Consider the following 15,937-nt stretch of genomic DNA (forward strand, 5'->3'; position numbering starts at 1 on the left):
TTTGCTGAACTGAGAAATTTACTCGACAAATCTTATGAATAGTTGCATAAATCTTGTTTAGGAAAGGAGGTGAAAATGAAAGATAATGATCTTAATAAAAATTCTTATAAAGCATATGATTTGCAAGAAGAAAATAGGATGAGAGATAGTGAAAAATGGCGTAAAACGCAAGCAATAATAGATGAACAGTTTTCGAAAGATTCATCATTTGATGATGAAAGAGTAAATGCATTAGGAGCTCCATTGCTTGGTGATACCCGTGATTTATTCCGTCCAGCTTCTCGTGATATTCCAGCGCAACCTGGAGTATACAAGTGGCGTGATGGCGAGGGGCGAGTTATTTACGTTGGAAAAGCAAAAAATTTACGCAATCGTTTAGCGAATTATTTTCAACCTCTTTACCAACTTCATCCTAGAACTCAATCTATGGTTCTTACAGCTCGCAGTTTGGAATGGACTGTTGTAAGCACTGAATTTGAGGCTCTTACACTTGAATATACTTGGATTAAAGCTTTTAATCCTAGGTTTAATGTAGTTTTTCGTGACGATAAAACATATCCTTATGTTGCAGTTTCGCTAGAGGAAACTTTTCCAAGAGTATGGATTACTAGAAATCGTAGTGCGCGGCATGCTAGATATTTTGGTCCGTATGCAAAAGTGTGGCCTCTTCGTCATAGTTTAGATTCTTTACTTAAAACTTTTCCTATTCGCACATGCTCATCCTCTGTTTTTAACAAAGCTCATAGGACTGGTAGACCTTGCTTATTTGCTTCGATTGGTAAATGTTCAGCTCCTTGTATAGGAAACATAGATCCTAGCGAACATCGCAAGATGGTAGAACATGTAGTTGGCATACTTACAGGCAGTGTTGGAGAGTCTTATATTTCACAAATTAAGAATGAGATGAAAGAAGCAAGTGAAGAGCTAGAATTTGAGCGTGCAGCTAAATTGCGTGACGAAATTGCTGTTTTGAACACTATTTTGCAACAAAATGCAGTTGTGTTTGACAATGATGTAGAAGCAGATGTTTTTGGATTCTGCGGAGATGAGCTTGAAGCGTCAATTCATGTATTTTTTGTCAGAGCTGGAATGATTCGTGGAGAGAAAAATTGGTCAGTAGAACGAAATGAGCATATCAGTGACAGTGATCTTATAGCTGATTTATTAACTCGCGTATACGCAGAATATGAGCAAAATTACACACAAAACCATGAAGATACTATTAGCATTAAGAAAGTTCGCGACGCTGTTAGTTCTACGCAACAAGCTACTGCAACTGATGTAATATTGCGAGCGCAAGCTACTAAAACTCGTCGTGAACGTCAAGAGAGAACAGGCCGTGAGGATTTACTTGCTCCTATTTCGCCTGTTCCTCGTGAGATTATAGTTCCAATTAAAATTTCTGATGAACGTAAGCAAGAGCTTGAATTGTGGCTTAGCAATATTCGTGGTTCTCAAGTAAGTATTAGAGTTGCAGAGCGCGGAGAAAAACGTGCTCTTATGGATCGTGCAAACGATAATGCTAGTCAGGAATTGAAACGAATAAAATCTAGCCGTATTAACAGCATAGATATGAGAACAGAAGCTATGAACGAAATAGCAAAAGCGCTTGGAATGAGTAAATCTCCTTTGCGAATTGAATGTTATGATATCTCAAATACAGTTGATGGCAGTTATCAAGTTGCTTCTATGGTTGTTTTTGAAGATGGTGTTGCTCGTCCTAGTGAGTACCGTCATTTTGCGGTTCGAGGTGAACATGGTGATGGTAAAATAGATGATTTAAGTGCTGTTTATGAAACATTATTGCGAAGGTTTAAGCATAAAGATGTTTATGCAGAAAATAGGCTTGATGCATCAGATTCATCAGATACATCAGATACATCTGACTCATCTGATATTAATATTTGCGATGCTAACAGTATTTCTAATAAGCATTTTTCAGGTAATTCATTGACTAGTGCGCGGCATTTTGCTTATAAACCTCAATTAATTATTGTCGATGGAGGAAAAGAACAAGCAAAAGCTGCTAAAAGAGCTATGAGAGATGCTGGCGTAAGTGATATTACTGTTTGTGGTTTAGCTAAGAAGCTTGAAGAAGTGTGGCTTCCTGACGAAGATTATCCAATCATTTTTAAGAGAAGCTCAGAAGGATTGTATTTATTGCAGCGTGCTAGAGACGAGTCTCATCGTTTTGCTATTTCGTATCATCGTAAATTGCGAAGAAAAGGTTCATTGCATTCTACTTTTGATGCAATTCCTGGAATTGGAGCAGTGTATCGCAAGCGTTTGCTTGCATCTTTTGGTTCAATAAAATCTTTGAAAAATGCTTCATTAGAAGATTTGCAAAAAGTACCTGGAATTGGCGAGAATAAAGCAAAAGCTATATACAGTGCTTTGCGTAAAAATAATGATAAATAGCTTTTGAATTACTATGAGTCTTACTATGAGTCGTAACTCGTCAGCATAAGGCACTAGCCTAAGAAGTATGTCTCAGGAAATTGAAATTGGTTTGGGCAAAAAAGCCCGAGTTGCATATTCGCTTGACGATATTGCTATTGTTCCTTCGCGCCGCTCGCGTGATCCTCAAGCTGTATCTACTTCATGGCAAGTAGATGCTTACACGTTTGATATCCCAATTATTGCTGCTCCGATGGATTCTGTTACTAGCCCGGATACTGCGATTGCAATTGGTCAAATGGGTGGTCTTGGAGTTCTTGATCTAGAAGGTTTATGGACTCGATATGAGAATCCAGAACCTTTGTTAAAAGAAATAGCTGAGATGCCGTCAAATATTGCAACCCGCCGCATTCAGGAGATTTATACTGAGCCAATCAAACCAGAATTGATTGCAAAGCGTTTGCATACAATCAGAGATGCTGGAGTGACAGTAGCAGGAGCTCTTTCTCCACAACGCACGCAAGAATTATATAACACTGTGCTAGAAGCTGGTGTTGATTTATTTGTGATTCGCGGAACAGCAGTATCTGCGGAACATGTTTCTAAAGATCATGAACCTCTTGATTTAAAGAAGTTTATTTACGATCTCGATGTCCCTGTTATTGTTGGAGGTTGCGCGGATTATACTTCTGCTCTTCATTTGATGAGAACTGGAGCTGCAGGTATTTTAGTCGGATTTGGCGGCGGAGCAGTATCCGCAACAATGAATACTTTAGGTGTGCAAGCACCTATGGCTACTGCCATTGCGGATGTTGCTGAAGCTCGTAGGGATTATATGGATGAATCCGGCGGTCGTTACGTGCAAATTATTGCTGATGGAGGAATGGGTAATTCCGGCAGCTTTATTAAGGCTCTTGCAGTTGGAGCTGACGCAGTTATGCTTGGTACTCCATTAGCTCGCGCAACTGAGGCTCCTGGTCATGGCACTCATTGGGGTGCTGAGGCTCGCCATTCATCACTTCCTCGTGGCATGCGCTCAAATGTTGGCACTGTGGCTCCGTTAGAAAATATTCTTTTCGGTCCAAGTCATGAAGCAGATGGTACTACAAACTTTGTTGGTGCATTGCGCAGAACAATGGCTTCTACAGGTTATGTTGATGTTAAGAGCTTCCAGCGTTGCAACGTAGTATTTAACCCATTCCATCAGGATATTCGTTAGTGTTATAAGTATGATGCTTATTGCATAAAATATGGCGGTTCAGTAATTTGCTCTGAGCCGCCATTTTTGTTTTCAAAATTGTTATATCTATATGAACATTCTATTGATTTATGCATAAATATGATTTTTAGCTATATTTGCTATTCTTTTAAACCGTAATGTGTATAATTCAACACGCATAAAATCGTTTATTTTCAATAAAAACGACGAATATTTTGTAATTTATCCACATTTTTATTAATTACGCAGTTAGAGAAAAATTACGTTGTAAGCTTTTATCTAAACTCGTTTAGTTTGTAGAAATATAAGCTTAACAAGTTTTAAATAACAACAGTTTTAAATAATTGTTAAAACAGGAGAGAAACATGAAGATAGATTTTGCTGATGCCTATGGCATGGAAGATAACGATTACAGTGATGATGAGCTGAAAGATAAGTCCTCAAAGACTAAGAAAAACAATGACGAGGATCCTCCACATGTTTTCTGTAGACCTCGTATTAGCTTGCCTGTATATGAGGGTGAAGTTAGTGTTGGTTTTTCGCGTGAATGCTTGAAATACCATGTTGGAATGTGTTATTTCGACAGTAGAGATGAGCAGGCTTTTGTTAATTTAGCTTTAAAAACTTGTCAAATTGCTTGCATAGCTGCAGATATTTCGAGAGGTAGGCCTATTTCTCCAGCAATGTCGCAGCTTTTAACAAAAAGTTGTATTACTAAATTAACTAACATGTGGAAACTGATGGATGAGTATTTCACTGATAATAACGATTCGGAAACTCGCTCTGCTGTGCGTAGTTTTCCTGCAGTTCCGAGTTTGTTTAATGGAATGTTAGTCAGCCCGAATCATTTTGAAGGTGTTGTGCGCATTTGTGCAGGACCTGTGAAATACTGGGCGTCGTTATCTTTGGAATTGAAAAATAATCGTTGGATTTGCACGTATGCAGATCTAGGATAAAATCGTCGCTTATAGTAGGTAGCTGAAATAAGACATCTATGATAATGCGTTTGAAGACTTATGTACATATATTCAAATAAATATAAGCCCCTTATTGCTTGATTTGCTGATTTTTCAACAATTTTAGCAATAAAGGGGTTCACTTTTGTAAGATTAAACATTCTACCTTGCACGACTTGTAGAATCTAAGTTTTTTCCCAGTGTTTGTTTGTAAATGACAATATTAAGTATTATTTTTTGTACTTCGTGCAGTCGTGTCGATTCTGTTATCAAGTACAATAAATAATATGCTCCGAGAATTTGCTGTAGAAGCCATTCACCCAACTCAAGACGGTGATACCATTTATTCCTTACTCGCCAATCGTGCTATGCGTAGCCCACAAGACTTGGTTGCTCAATGGCAAGACGATGAAACTCGTCGTTGGCATGATGTTGCTTCATCTGAAATGCTCGCGAAAGTTCGTGCAGTAGCTCGAGGCTTAATAGCACTCGGAGTTCAGCATGGCTCCAAAGTTGTTATTTACTCTGCTACATGTTATGAGTGGGGTATTGTCGATTTTGCTTGTGCGTGTATTGGTGCTGTAAGCGTTCCTATTTATGAAACAGATTCAGCATTGCAGGCAGCTGACATTATCGATGAAGTTAAGCCAGTTATTGCTTTTGCTGGAGACGATGCGCATGCTCAATGCTTAGAGCGTGTTCGTCAGGATCATAAACATATAACTTTGAAAACCGTATTTAATTTCAAAGCTGGTGGCTTGGAAGCAGTTGTTGATTTTGGTAGATCTATTACTGAGGATGAGCTTAATAAAGCTGTTGATGTTGTTAAGGCAGATGATTTAGCTACTATTGTTTACACCTCTGGCTCGACTGGTAGACCTAAAGGCGCAATGCTTTCAAATCGTAATTTTACGCATATTGTTTTTGCTGGTTACGATGTTCTTAACGATATGTTATGCAAACCAAATCGTTTGCTTTTATTCCTTCCATTGGCGCATTGTTTTGCTCGGTACATTCAATATGTTGCTATTGGTGCTCACGGTGTTATTGGATATGTGCCTAATGCTAAGCATCTTTTGGCTGATTTGCGTAGTTTTAAGCCTACGTATTTACTTGGCGTGCCTAGAGTTTTTGAAAAAGTTTATAATGCTGCGTCACAAAAAGCTGGTGCTGGCATAAAGGGTCGTATCTTTGCTAAAGCTGTAAAGCATTTCATTCAATGGTCTCGCGACAATGTTGAAGGTAAAACTCATTCTCTTGCTGCACGCATGAATCATGCGATGTACATGAAAACAGTTGGTTCTTCTATTCGTTCAGCTTTAGGTCCTAATCTTTCATGGTTAGCTTGCGGTGGAGCTCCAATGGATGCTGATTTGGCTCATTTCTTTAATGGTCTTGATGGTATTACTTTTATTCAAGGGTATGGAATGACTGAAACTGCCGCTCCTTGTGTAGTTAATTTTGAGCATGCAAATCAAGTTGGATCTGTAGGTCGACCTGGTCCTGGTATAGCTATCCGTCTTGCTGACGACGATGAAGTGCTTATTAAAGGTCCTAACGTATTTATGGGATATTTCAATAAGCCTGAGCTTACTGCAGAAGTTATTGACGAAGATGGATGGTTGCATTCAGGCGATCTTGGCTCAATAGATGATGAAGGATTCTTGTCTATTACTGGTCGCAAAAAAGATATTATTATTACTGCCGGTGGCAAGAATATAAGTCCTGCTCCTATGGAAGGTATTATTGCTCAATGCCCATTAGTTTCTCATGCTGTAGTAGTGGGCGATGGTAAGCCATTTGTTTCTGCTTTAATTGAGCTTGATCCAGATATGGTTCGTTCTTGGCTAAAGAATAAGGGTATGGATGTTAACCTTACTATGAGTGAGATTGCTACTAACGAAGCAGTGCGTTCAGTAATTCAGCAATTTATTGACCAAGCTAATAGTACTGTTTCTCGCGCTGAGTCTGTTCGTAAGTTTGTTATTTTGCAAGATGAATTTACTCAAGATGCTGGAACCTTGACTCCAAGTATGAAGATTGTTCGTCCGAAGATTCTTGCTCGCTATGCTGATATTATCGAAACGCAATTGTATGCTCCAAAGCCTAATACTCGTCCTTTGCCAGCAACTGTAAAGATTCTCGATAAAACTACTGAGACTGTTAAGCAAGCACAGGAGACTGTTAAGCAAGCACAGGAAGCTGTAACTCCTCGAGTACGTCAAGCTATCGATCAAGCTGCGAATCATTTGAAGCGTTTTGGTGAAGAATCTTCATCAGATTCCTCTTCGACATCGCATAGTGATCATAATGAACATGTCGAGTAAAAAGCTTACATATTTGTAGTTGTTTTTTCGTTATTCCTACTTACATAAAAGAAAGAGTAATCGAGTGTCTATTAGAAAAATTCGTATTGTTCCGGATCCCGTATTGCGAACTCCTTGTGATGAGATTCGTGAAATTACGCCAGCTGTGAAACATTTAGTTGATGATTTATTGGAAACGGTAAATGATCCAGGTAGAGCTGGATTGTCTGCTAATCAGATTGGTGTAAGTTTTAGAGCTTTTTCTTACAATATAAATGGTCGAATTGGCTATATTCTAAATCCAGTAATTGAAGAGCTAAAAGGTGAACAGTACGACGACGAGGGTTGCCTTTCTGTTCCGGGATTATGGTACAAAACTAGGCGTGCAAATTATGCTAGAGCTCGTGGAATTGATTTAGATGGTAAGACTGTAGTGCTTGAAGGTGAAGGTCTTATGGCTAGAATGATTCAGCATGAGTGTGATCATTTAGATGGTCATATTTATTTAGATAGGCTTGAAAAGGATGTGCGCCGTCAAGCGTTGCGTGAGTTGCGCAATAATATGCGTAGCTAAGTTTTAGTTTTTATGCGTTATGTGTAAATAATTTTTTAAAAGTTATCGGCATTTTTGTTGCTTTTATTGCTACAAGGATGCCGATTTTTGGTATTGAGTATCTGATATAATCACTCTCTGCGTGTCCATTTTGAGCATGAGTATTGCCGCGTTATATGATTGCTCGCTTTTTATTGTCTACACGGATTCGCAAATACGCGCCATGTACGCGTCCGTTCGTGTCGGTCGGCTTGGATTTAGGCATGTGTCAGCCAAGTTGCATGCGAACAGACATGGCCAGGAAATAACCGACAAGAAAGGTATATAGATATGGCACAGATTACCATGAGCGAAATGCTGAAGGCTGGTTTGCACTTCGGTCATCAGACTCGTCGCTGGAACCCAAAGATGAAGCAGTTCATTCTTACCCAGCGCAATGGTATTCATATCATCAATTTGTTCAAGTCTCTCGACATGATCGACAAGGCTTATGACTTCATCAAGCAGACTGTTGCTCACAACGGCACTGTTCTCTTCGTGGGCACTAAGAAGCAGGCTCAGGAAGCTGTACAGAATCAGGCAACTCGCGTAAACATGCCTTATGTTTGCGAGCGTTGGCTTGGCGGTATGTTGACCAATTTCCAGACTGTTTCTACTCGCGTAAAGCGCTTGAAGGAACTTGAGGAAATGGACTTCAGCGATGTTCGTGGATCCGGCTTGACTAAGAAGGAACTTTTGCTTCTCGAGCGCGAGAAGGACAAGCTTTCCAAGCAGCTCGGTGGTATTCGCAACATGAACCGCACTCCATCCGCCATGTTCGTTGTTGATATTAACAAGGAAGCTTTGGCTGTTGAAGAAGCCCATAAGCTTGGTATTCCAGTTGTGGCAATTGTTGATACCAACACTGATCCTGAGTCTGTTGAGTATCCAATTCCTGCTAACGACGATGCTATTCGTGGCATTGAGTTATTGACCAGCTTGATGGCTGATGCTGTAGCTGAAGGCTTGCTTGAGCATGCCGGTAAGGGCGCTAAGTCTGAAGGTAATGATGCTCAGCCAATGGCAGCTTGGGAGAAGGAATTGCTCACCAAGGAAGGCGAAGCTGAAGCTAAGCCTGCCAAGGAAGAAAATACTGAGGCAAACGCCTGATAAGCTAATTTGCAACCAGATTCTTATCTAGAAGCTGCAAAATCCAATTGATTTTGCTTTTTGCAGCTTTTAAGAATCATATTGATACGAGGAGAACAAAATGGCAGCAATTACTGCAGCGTTGATTAAGCAGGTGCGTGAAGAAACCGGCGCCGGCATGATGGACGTTAAAAAGGCTCTTACTGAAGCTGAAGGCGACGTTGCCCGCGCTAAGGAAATCATCCGCGCTAAGGGTATTCAGGCAGCTGGTAAGCGTGAAGGTCGTAAGGCTCAGGAAGGTACCATCGCTTCTAAGGTTGTTAAGTCTGCTGAAGGCGAAACTGGTTACGCAGTTGAGTTGAATTCTGAAACTGACTTTGTGGCAAAGACACCAAAGTTTGTGGAATTCTCAAACACTGTTCTTGACCATGCTGTTGAAGCTAATGCTTCTACTGCTGAAGAAGTACTTGCAGCACCAGCTGATGGCGCAACTGTTAAGGAATCTGTTGAAGAAGCAGCAGCTTTGTTTGGCGAGCACGTCAAGGTTGGTCAGGTTGCTAAGGTAAGCGGTCCACACGTTGAGATTTATGCTCACAAGAAGTCTGTGGAATTGCCTCCAAGCATCGTTTCCATGATTGCTACTGACGAGGCTGGTGCAAAGGTTGCTCACGAAGCTGCTTTGCAGATTTCCGCTATGGGTGCGCAGTGGCTTCGCCGCGAAGATGTTCCAGAAGAAGTTTTGGAATCTGAGCGTCGCGTTGCAACCGAGAAGTCCTTGGCTGAAGGCAAGCCAGAGAAGATTGTTCCAAAGATTGTTGAAGGACGTATGAACGCTTTCTTCAAGGAAACTGTACTTCTCGAGCAGGCATACGTTAAGGATCCATCCAAGAGCGTTGGTGACTTGTTCAAGGAAGTTGGCGGCACCGCTCTTGCCTTTGCTCGCGTTGAGGTTGGCAAAGGTGCTGCTGAATAAGCACTAATTATATAAGAATTTATTTTTGTTCTTGTATATAGGGTTGCGTGCACAAGTTGTGCGCAACCCATTTTTTATATTCATTTTCCAGCTTAACGTGCGTTTTGAGTGTCGTTATTGATAGATAAACTGACAAAGATATACCTCATTCGCCGTTATGACTGGAGGAATCTGTATGGCTATTGCACAAACGGATGAAGGAAAGTCCCGTAGGGTTTTATTAAAGCTTTCTGGAGAAGCATTCGGTGGTGGCGCTGTTGGTATTGATACTAATGTTATTCGTAGGATTGCTGGCGAAATAGTAGCTGCAGTGAATCAAGGCGTTCAGGTTGCTATTGTTGTCGGCGGCGGTAACTTCTTTAGGGGAGCAGAACTGCAGCAAGCAGGTATTGATCGTAGCCGTGGCGATTATATGGGTATGTTGGGCACTGTAATGAACTGCTTGGCTCTTCAGGATTTTCTTGAGCAAGCGGGGCAAGCAACTCGCGTACAAACTGCTATTACAATGGGTCAGGTTGCAGAACCTTATATTCCGTTGAAAGCAATTCGTCACCTTGAAAAGGGTCGTGTGGTTATTTTTGGTGCTGGTGCCGGAATGCCATATTTTTCTACTGATACTGTTTCTATTCAACGTTCATTGGAAATTCATTGCGATGAAGTTCTTATGGGCAAGAATGGTGTGGATGGCGTATATAGTGCTGATCCTCGTAAAGATTCTACTGCTCGTAAGTTCCTAACATTAAACTACAATCGCGCTATCGTTGATGGTTTAGCTGTTATGGATGCGTCTGCGCTTTCTATGGCTCGCGATAATAATCAAAAAATTCGTGTGTTTGGTCTTGAGGGCGAAGGTAACGTAACTAGTGCTCTTGTTGGAGAATCTATTGGCACATTAGTGTCTAATGCAGAGCCAACATTTGCTTAAATATTATAAAGGAGAACACATGTCAGCAATAATTGATCAAGCCCGTGAACAGATGAATAAGTCTGTTGAAGCTACTAAAGAGAATTTTATGGGTATTCGCACCGGTCGTGCTAATCCTGCTTTGCTAAACGGAATTATGGTTGATTATTATGGTGCTCCAACTCCAATTAAAGCTGTTGCATCTATTGGTGTTCCAGAGCCTAGAACTCTTTCAGTTACGCCTTTTGACGCTTCTCAAGCGAATGCTGTTGAAAAGGCTATTCGCGATTCTGATTTAGGTGTAAGCCCTAATCGTGATGGCAATGTTATTCGTGTTACTATGCCAGAGCTCACGGAAGAGCGTCGCAAGGAATACGTCAAGCTTGCTAAGAATAAAGCAGAAGAAGGCAAAGTTGCAGTTCGCAATATTCGTCGCAAAGCTAAGGAATCTATTGACAAGTCTGTTAAAGATGGTGAACTTGGCGAAGATGAAGGCGATCGTTTACAAAAAGAGCTTGATAAAGTAACTAAGCAAGTTACTGATTCTTTAGACGTTTTGCTTGAAGGTAAGCAAAAAGAAATTATGGAAGTCTGAGATTTTTGTAGTTTCAAACTGAATGGGTGCCGTATGAGTCAAATAAAACAGCATAATTTTGCCAATGAAGTCAGTAAAGCAAATGCTGAAAAAGCTGCATTAGAAGTAGGATTGTCTTCTGACAAAGCAGATACTGCTACACATGGCACCCATGAAACTTTAAGTGATATTAATCGTCGCACGGGCAGGAATATGCCTCAAGCAATTGCTACTGCCGCAATACTAGTTGTAGCAATTGTTTCTTGCTTAATTATTAGCATTGATGTCTTTATAGTGCTTATGGCCATTTTTATGGTTCTGGCATTGTGGGAATTACATGTTGATTTTGCAACTCTCGGTTTGCGTATTCCTTTCGTAACGTTATCAATATGTTCGCTTGTAACTATTTTTTCAACATACTATGCAAAATGGCATGCTGTTGCTATGGCTAGTGGAATTACTGCATCTTTGCTTCTTACAGTAATTTGTGCGACTCTTAGCAGTACTATTTCAGATAGAACGATGCAAGCTGTAGAAAAAAAGCTCGATGGTTCTAACCGCTCATCATACGAACATACTTTATTTACGAATACGTCTGTTTCGCTATTCGTGGTGTTGTACATTCCACTTTTAGCTTCTTGCATTGTATTAGCTCTTACAAATACAAAATACGCAGTTGCTCACGCTATGCTTTTGGTATTTTTACCTGCATTAAGTGACACTGGCGGATTATTTGCTGGTGCATGGTTGGGCAAACATAAGCTTTCTCCGCGAATCTCTCCTAAGAAGTCTGTAGAAGGCTTAATAGGCTCAATGCTTTTTGCAATTATAGGAGCATATGCAATTATTGCAGGTTTTTATGGTTCCTCTTGGTTCAATTTCTGGTGGATGCCATTAGTCATGGGTATTTCTTCTGGAATCATTGGCACATTCGGTGACTTGTGTGCTTCTATGCTTAAAAGAGATATTGGTATTAAAGACATGGGGCATTTGCTAAAAGGTCATGGTGGTGTTCTTGACCGAGTAGATTCTATTTTGCTGTGCGGTCCTGTGCTGCTTGTGCTTTTGCAACTTGCTCATTTCTGAATTTATCTGTCGCAATCGTGGGCTTAGACTAATATCGACGCCATGACAGTCTGTTTTATCCCGTCGCCAAGTATTTCGCAATTTTCTCTTGGCTTTGTAAACATAAAGTTTTACGCTCTTAGTATTCTTGCCGGTATTTTGGTTGCAATGTGGATTACTACGCGTCGATGGAAGCGTCTTGGAGGAGATTTTAACCAGATACTTGATCTTGTTTTAGTCAGTCTTCCTGCTGGAATAATTGGCGCGCGTTTGTATCACGTTATTACAACTCCAGAAAAGTTTTTTGGCTCTAATGGTGATTTTTTAGAAATTTTTAGAATTTGGAATGGTGGTCTAGGAATTTGGGGCGGCATATTCTTAGGCGCATTGGCTGCTTGTGTGTTATGCAAGTATCGTAAATATCCTATTGGATTACTAGCTGATTGTGCAGCTCCTGCAGTGCTTATTGCTCAAGGTATAGGAAGATTGGGGAATTGGTTTAATCAAGAACTTTACGGAGCTCCTACTAACTTGCCATGGGGTTTGAAGTTAAATTATGATACCACACAAGCAATAGGTCATAGTGAAAGATGTTATGATGGGTTAACGTGCCCAGAAGGCACATTATTTCATCCAACATTTTTGTACGAGATGATTTGGAATTTCATCGGTGCTGCATTGCTTATTTATTTTGGCAAAGTTATAGCTAAGAAGTTAAAAGCCGGTTCCGTATTCGCACTTTATGTTATGTGGTACACAATCGGACGAGTATGGATTGAGGCATTGCGAATTGATTTTTCACATGTTTTCTTAGGTGTTCGCATTAATGTTTGGGTTTCTATTATCGTATTTATTTGTGCAACTATTGTTTTTGCTTTGCTGCAAAAGAGTGCTAGTACTCGTGATTCTCTTGTTGAACGACTTATAGATATAACTTCAGACGAAAGAGAACGTGAGTCTCAGAATACTTCTAGTAAATAAGATTCAAGTATTTGAAAAAGCAATTTTAAAAATTTTGTTTTTATAAAACTAGTCGCTTGCATTTTCTAGAATAGTACACATGAATATACAAATAGCACCTAGCATTCTTTCCGCAGATTTTTGCAATCTTGAGCGTGACCTTGATGCAATATCTAATGCGGATCTTGTTCATGTCGATGTAATGGATCATCACTTTGTACCTAACTTGACTTTAGGTGAACCAATTGTTAAGCGAATTTGTGAGGTTACTAAACTTCCAGTTGACGTACATTTGATGATTGAGGATCCAGATCGTTGGGCTCCAGAATACGCTAAGCTTGGAGCTGCTTCTGTGAGTTTCCATATGGGTGCTACTCATGCTCCAGTGAGATTAGCTCGTCAGCTTCGCGATATGGGTTGTAAAGCTTGCTTTGCTGTGCGCCCTGCGGAACCAGTTGAACCTATTTTCGATATTCTTGATGAATTCGATATGGTTCTTATTATGACTGTTGAGCCTGGTTTCGGTGGACAGAAGTTCTTAGCTAATCAAATGAATAAGGTTCGCCGTTTACGCGACGAAATTACTCGTCGTGGTCTTAATACTCATATTCAGGTTGATGGAGGAGTTAGCCCTTCGACTGCAGCAATAGTTGCTGAAGCTGGTGCTGATGTGCTTGTTGCAGGTTCTGCAGTTTATGGAGCAGAAAGTCCTAGAGAAGCGATTGAAGCTATTCGTAATACTGCAAAGGCTGCTTGGCGCGAATAAATATTAGATGTATGTTGGGGACATGAAATATGTCCCCAACATGTTAAGTATTGCACAACAAGCGAGTTTTTTTGATGCGAATATATGCTGATTAATTGAGTGATTTCGTATGAGGAAGATATTATGACTAAGTTCGTTATTAATCAGGAATATAGTCCTGAAGCAATGAATCGAGTTTTGACAATACCTAATCTAATCAGTTTTTTGCGCATATGTTCAATTCCTTATATTGCTTGGCTTATTACACAGCATCAGATGACTTTTGCTCTTATTGTTTTAGCAATATCTGCGTTTTCTGATTGTCTTGATGGTTATATTGCTCGTACTTTGAATCAAGTTAGTAAGTTGGGTCAAATCCTTGATCCTATAGCTGATCGTCTATTGATTTTTTGCAGTACGTTAGCTTTAGCTGTTGCAATGATTATCCCTTGGTGGGCACTTTTATTAGTAGTATTGCGTGATGCTATTATGGCTGTACTTGTAATAGTACTTGCGCAAAGAGATTATGGTCCTTTGCCTGTTAACTTCGTAGGTAAAGCTGGTACAGCGCTTCTTATGCTTTCAATCGTTTCTTTAATGATTGTTTATGCTGTAGCTACTGAGTCTATGTTCCTGCTTTATGCTGCTGCACTTGCATGTGGAGTGTGGGGTATTGCTCTATATTGGTATGCTGGCTTGCTTTACTATATGCAAGCTTATTTGTTACTTGCTAAGTCAAGAAAAAACTAAATAAGGCGTGTACGCACATATGACTAAGCAAGATGAATTTGTTAGTTTAAAAGATAGTATCAAAGATTTAGATGTAAAACATACGTCTCATAAAAGCACTATGCCAATGTCTTTTGCTGCTCCTGATGGAATGTTGTTAACTAGACGTAGAGCATTATTCTCGCACTCATTTACTGGTATTTCAACGCATCATGTTGTAATGTCTCCCAGTGGTTTTGCTCACAATCATGATCGTAGACGTTATATTGACGATTATGCTTTGCGTCTTATTGATGATTTAACTAATCGTCCGGTTGATCCAATGTTTATGGATGCAAGATTAAGTAAACAACCTGTTAAACCGTTTAATCTGTGGTTCACTAGAGCTATAGTATTTTTATTGTGTGTTTCTATCGGTACTGTTGGGAGTCAGTTTGTTCGTAAGTTACACACTGATCCTAGAAAAGCAATACGTTCTTCATTAGCTAATGAGTTGTCAGGTTATACGTCTCGTTTCGATAAGCTTGTAGAAGAAGTAACGTTATTGAGAAATAACGTAGATCATGAGTCGCAAAAAATTACTACGCCTGAAGAGGATGAAGTTAGTAAATCAGATGATATGGTTAATGGCACTCATGCTGTAGAAGGTTCTGGGATTACTGTAACTATTGCTAATCCTATTTCTGCTTCGAGCGATGTGAATAGCGGTTCTTTGCCTCGCGAGAGTAATGGCGCAAGAATGCGATTAGTTACAGATCGCGATATTCAACAATTTGTATCATTATTGTGGAAAGCAGGCGCTGAAGCTATTTCTGTTAATGGGCATAGACTTGGAGCACAAACTTCTATTCGTGTTGCTGGTCAAACTATTCTTATTGGAGTTAATCAAACTCAAAGTCCATATGTTATTGAAGTTATTGGCGATTCTGATGATTTAATTAAACAGTGTAATGATATGAAACGCATGAAATGGTACGCATCTTTAGCTAATGCAGGCATTAATCCACAGGTTTCACCTTCGAGAGTTATACGACTCAGCGCAGCAAACACAGGCGATATCAGTTTTGCCAACGAGAGAATTAGGAGATAAGCATGGCAGCGATTTTTGGATTAATTTTGGGAGTATTAATTGGAGTTGTTGTTCATCCAGATATTCCTATTGTCATTCAGCCTTATTTACCTATTATGGTCGTTGCAGCACTAGATGCGTTGCTTGGTGCCGCACGTGCATATTTTGAGAGAAACTTTTCGGATAAAGTTTTTGTTATTTCATTCTTCTCAAACGTTATAGCAGCTACGTTGCTTGTTTTACTTGGAAATCAGCTTGGTGTAGGTGCACAATTACAAACTGCAGTTATCGTTGTTTTAGGAATTCGTATTTTCTCTAACGTTTCTGCAATTCGTCGTTTCATCTTCAGGAGTTAGCAT

Annotated in this window: 15 protein-coding genes; all 15 read left to right on the forward strand. The window is 40.0% G+C overall.

Going from position 1 to position 15,937, the window contains the following annotated elements; genetic code table 11:
- Nucleotides 1–75 precede the first annotated feature (75 nt).
- The 15 genes from uvrC (at nt 76) to HXT43_RS02500 (ending at nt 15,934) form a co-directional block, all read left to right on the forward strand.
- The gene (gene uvrC / locus HXT43_RS02430; RefSeq protein ID WP_174191563.1) at nt 76–2,418 is read left to right on the forward strand and encodes an excinuclease ABC subunit UvrC; all 2,343 of its coding nucleotides are present in this window, start codon (nt 76–78) and stop codon (nt 2,416–2,418) included.
- A gap of 67 nt (nt 2,419–2,485) precedes the next feature.
- Nucleotides 2,486–3,616 carry a GuaB3 family IMP dehydrogenase-related protein gene (locus HXT43_RS02435; protein WP_004106592.1) on the forward strand — a complete coding sequence of 377 codons (1,131 nt, stop codon included), beginning with the start codon at nt 2,486–2,488 and terminating at the stop codon, nt 3,614–3,616.
- Nucleotides 3,617–3,981: 365 nt separating this feature from the next.
- Nucleotides 3,982–4,572, forward strand: coding sequence for a hypothetical protein (locus HXT43_RS02440; protein WP_004106594.1), 591 nt, complete (start codon nt 3,982–3,984; stop codon nt 4,570–4,572).
- A 287-nt stretch (nt 4,573–4,859) separates the two neighbouring features.
- Nucleotides 4,860–6,899: an AMP-dependent synthetase/ligase gene (locus HXT43_RS02445; RefSeq protein ID WP_421781072.1), complete on the forward strand. Its 2,040-nt coding sequence runs from the start codon at nt 4,860–4,862 to the stop codon at nt 6,897–6,899.
- 64 nt (nt 6,900–6,963) lie between these two features.
- Nucleotides 6,964–7,452: a peptide deformylase gene (locus HXT43_RS02450; protein ID WP_004106598.1), complete on the forward strand. Its 489-nt coding sequence runs from the start codon at nt 6,964–6,966 to the stop codon at nt 7,450–7,452.
- Between the two features lie 309 nt (nt 7,453–7,761).
- A complete protein-coding gene (gene rpsB, locus HXT43_RS02455; protein ID WP_004574276.1) occupies nt 7,762–8,580 on the forward strand; it encodes a 30S ribosomal protein S2 in 819 nt (272 codons plus the stop codon).
- 100 nt (nt 8,581–8,680) lie between these two features.
- A complete protein-coding gene (gene tsf, locus HXT43_RS02460) occupies nt 8,681–9,532 on the forward strand; it encodes a translation elongation factor Ts (protein ID WP_004106601.1) in 852 nt (283 codons plus the stop codon).
- A gap of 175 nt (nt 9,533–9,707) precedes the next feature.
- On the forward strand, nt 9,708–10,457 hold the full coding sequence (pyrH, locus tag HXT43_RS02465) for a UMP kinase (RefSeq protein ID WP_004106602.1): 750 nt from the start codon (nt 9,708–9,710) through the stop codon (nt 10,455–10,457).
- 19 nt (nt 10,458–10,476) lie between these two features.
- The gene (frr, locus tag HXT43_RS02470; RefSeq protein WP_004106603.1) at nt 10,477–11,031 is read left to right on the forward strand and encodes a ribosome recycling factor; all 555 of its coding nucleotides are present in this window, start codon (nt 10,477–10,479) and stop codon (nt 11,029–11,031) included.
- A 33-nt stretch (nt 11,032–11,064) separates the two neighbouring features.
- Nucleotides 11,065–12,096, forward strand: a complete 1,032-nt coding sequence (locus HXT43_RS02475) for a phosphatidate cytidylyltransferase (RefSeq protein WP_004106605.1) — start codon at nt 11,065–11,067, stop codon at nt 12,094–12,096.
- A gap of 42 nt (nt 12,097–12,138) precedes the next feature.
- Nucleotides 12,139–13,056 (forward strand): prolipoprotein diacylglyceryl transferase, encoded by a 918-nt coding sequence (gene lgt, locus HXT43_RS02480; RefSeq protein WP_004106607.1) that lies wholly within the window; start codon nt 12,139–12,141, stop codon nt 13,054–13,056.
- Between the two features lie 79 nt (nt 13,057–13,135).
- The gene (gene rpe / locus HXT43_RS02485) at nt 13,136–13,801 is read left to right on the forward strand and encodes a ribulose-phosphate 3-epimerase (RefSeq protein WP_004106609.1); all 666 of its coding nucleotides are present in this window, start codon (nt 13,136–13,138) and stop codon (nt 13,799–13,801) included.
- A 123-nt stretch (nt 13,802–13,924) separates the two neighbouring features.
- A complete protein-coding gene (locus tag HXT43_RS02490; RefSeq protein ID WP_004574267.1) occupies nt 13,925–14,530 on the forward strand; it encodes a CDP-alcohol phosphatidyltransferase family protein in 606 nt (201 codons plus the stop codon).
- Between the two features lie 19 nt (nt 14,531–14,549).
- Nucleotides 14,550–15,599, forward strand: coding sequence for a DUF881 domain-containing protein (locus tag HXT43_RS02495; RefSeq protein ID WP_004106613.1), 1,050 nt, complete (start codon nt 14,550–14,552; stop codon nt 15,597–15,599).
- 2 nt (nt 15,600–15,601) lie between these two features.
- Nucleotides 15,602–15,934 carry a small basic family protein gene (locus HXT43_RS02500; RefSeq protein WP_004106615.1) on the forward strand — a complete coding sequence of 111 codons (333 nt, stop codon included), beginning with the start codon at nt 15,602–15,604 and terminating at the stop codon, nt 15,932–15,934.
- Nucleotides 15,935–15,937: the final 3 nt, after the last annotated feature.

Source organism: Gardnerella sp. DNF01195 (assembly GCF_049244175.1).
GTDB classification, from domain to species: Bacteria; Actinomycetota; Actinomycetes; order Actinomycetales; family Bifidobacteriaceae; genus Bifidobacterium; species Bifidobacterium leopoldii.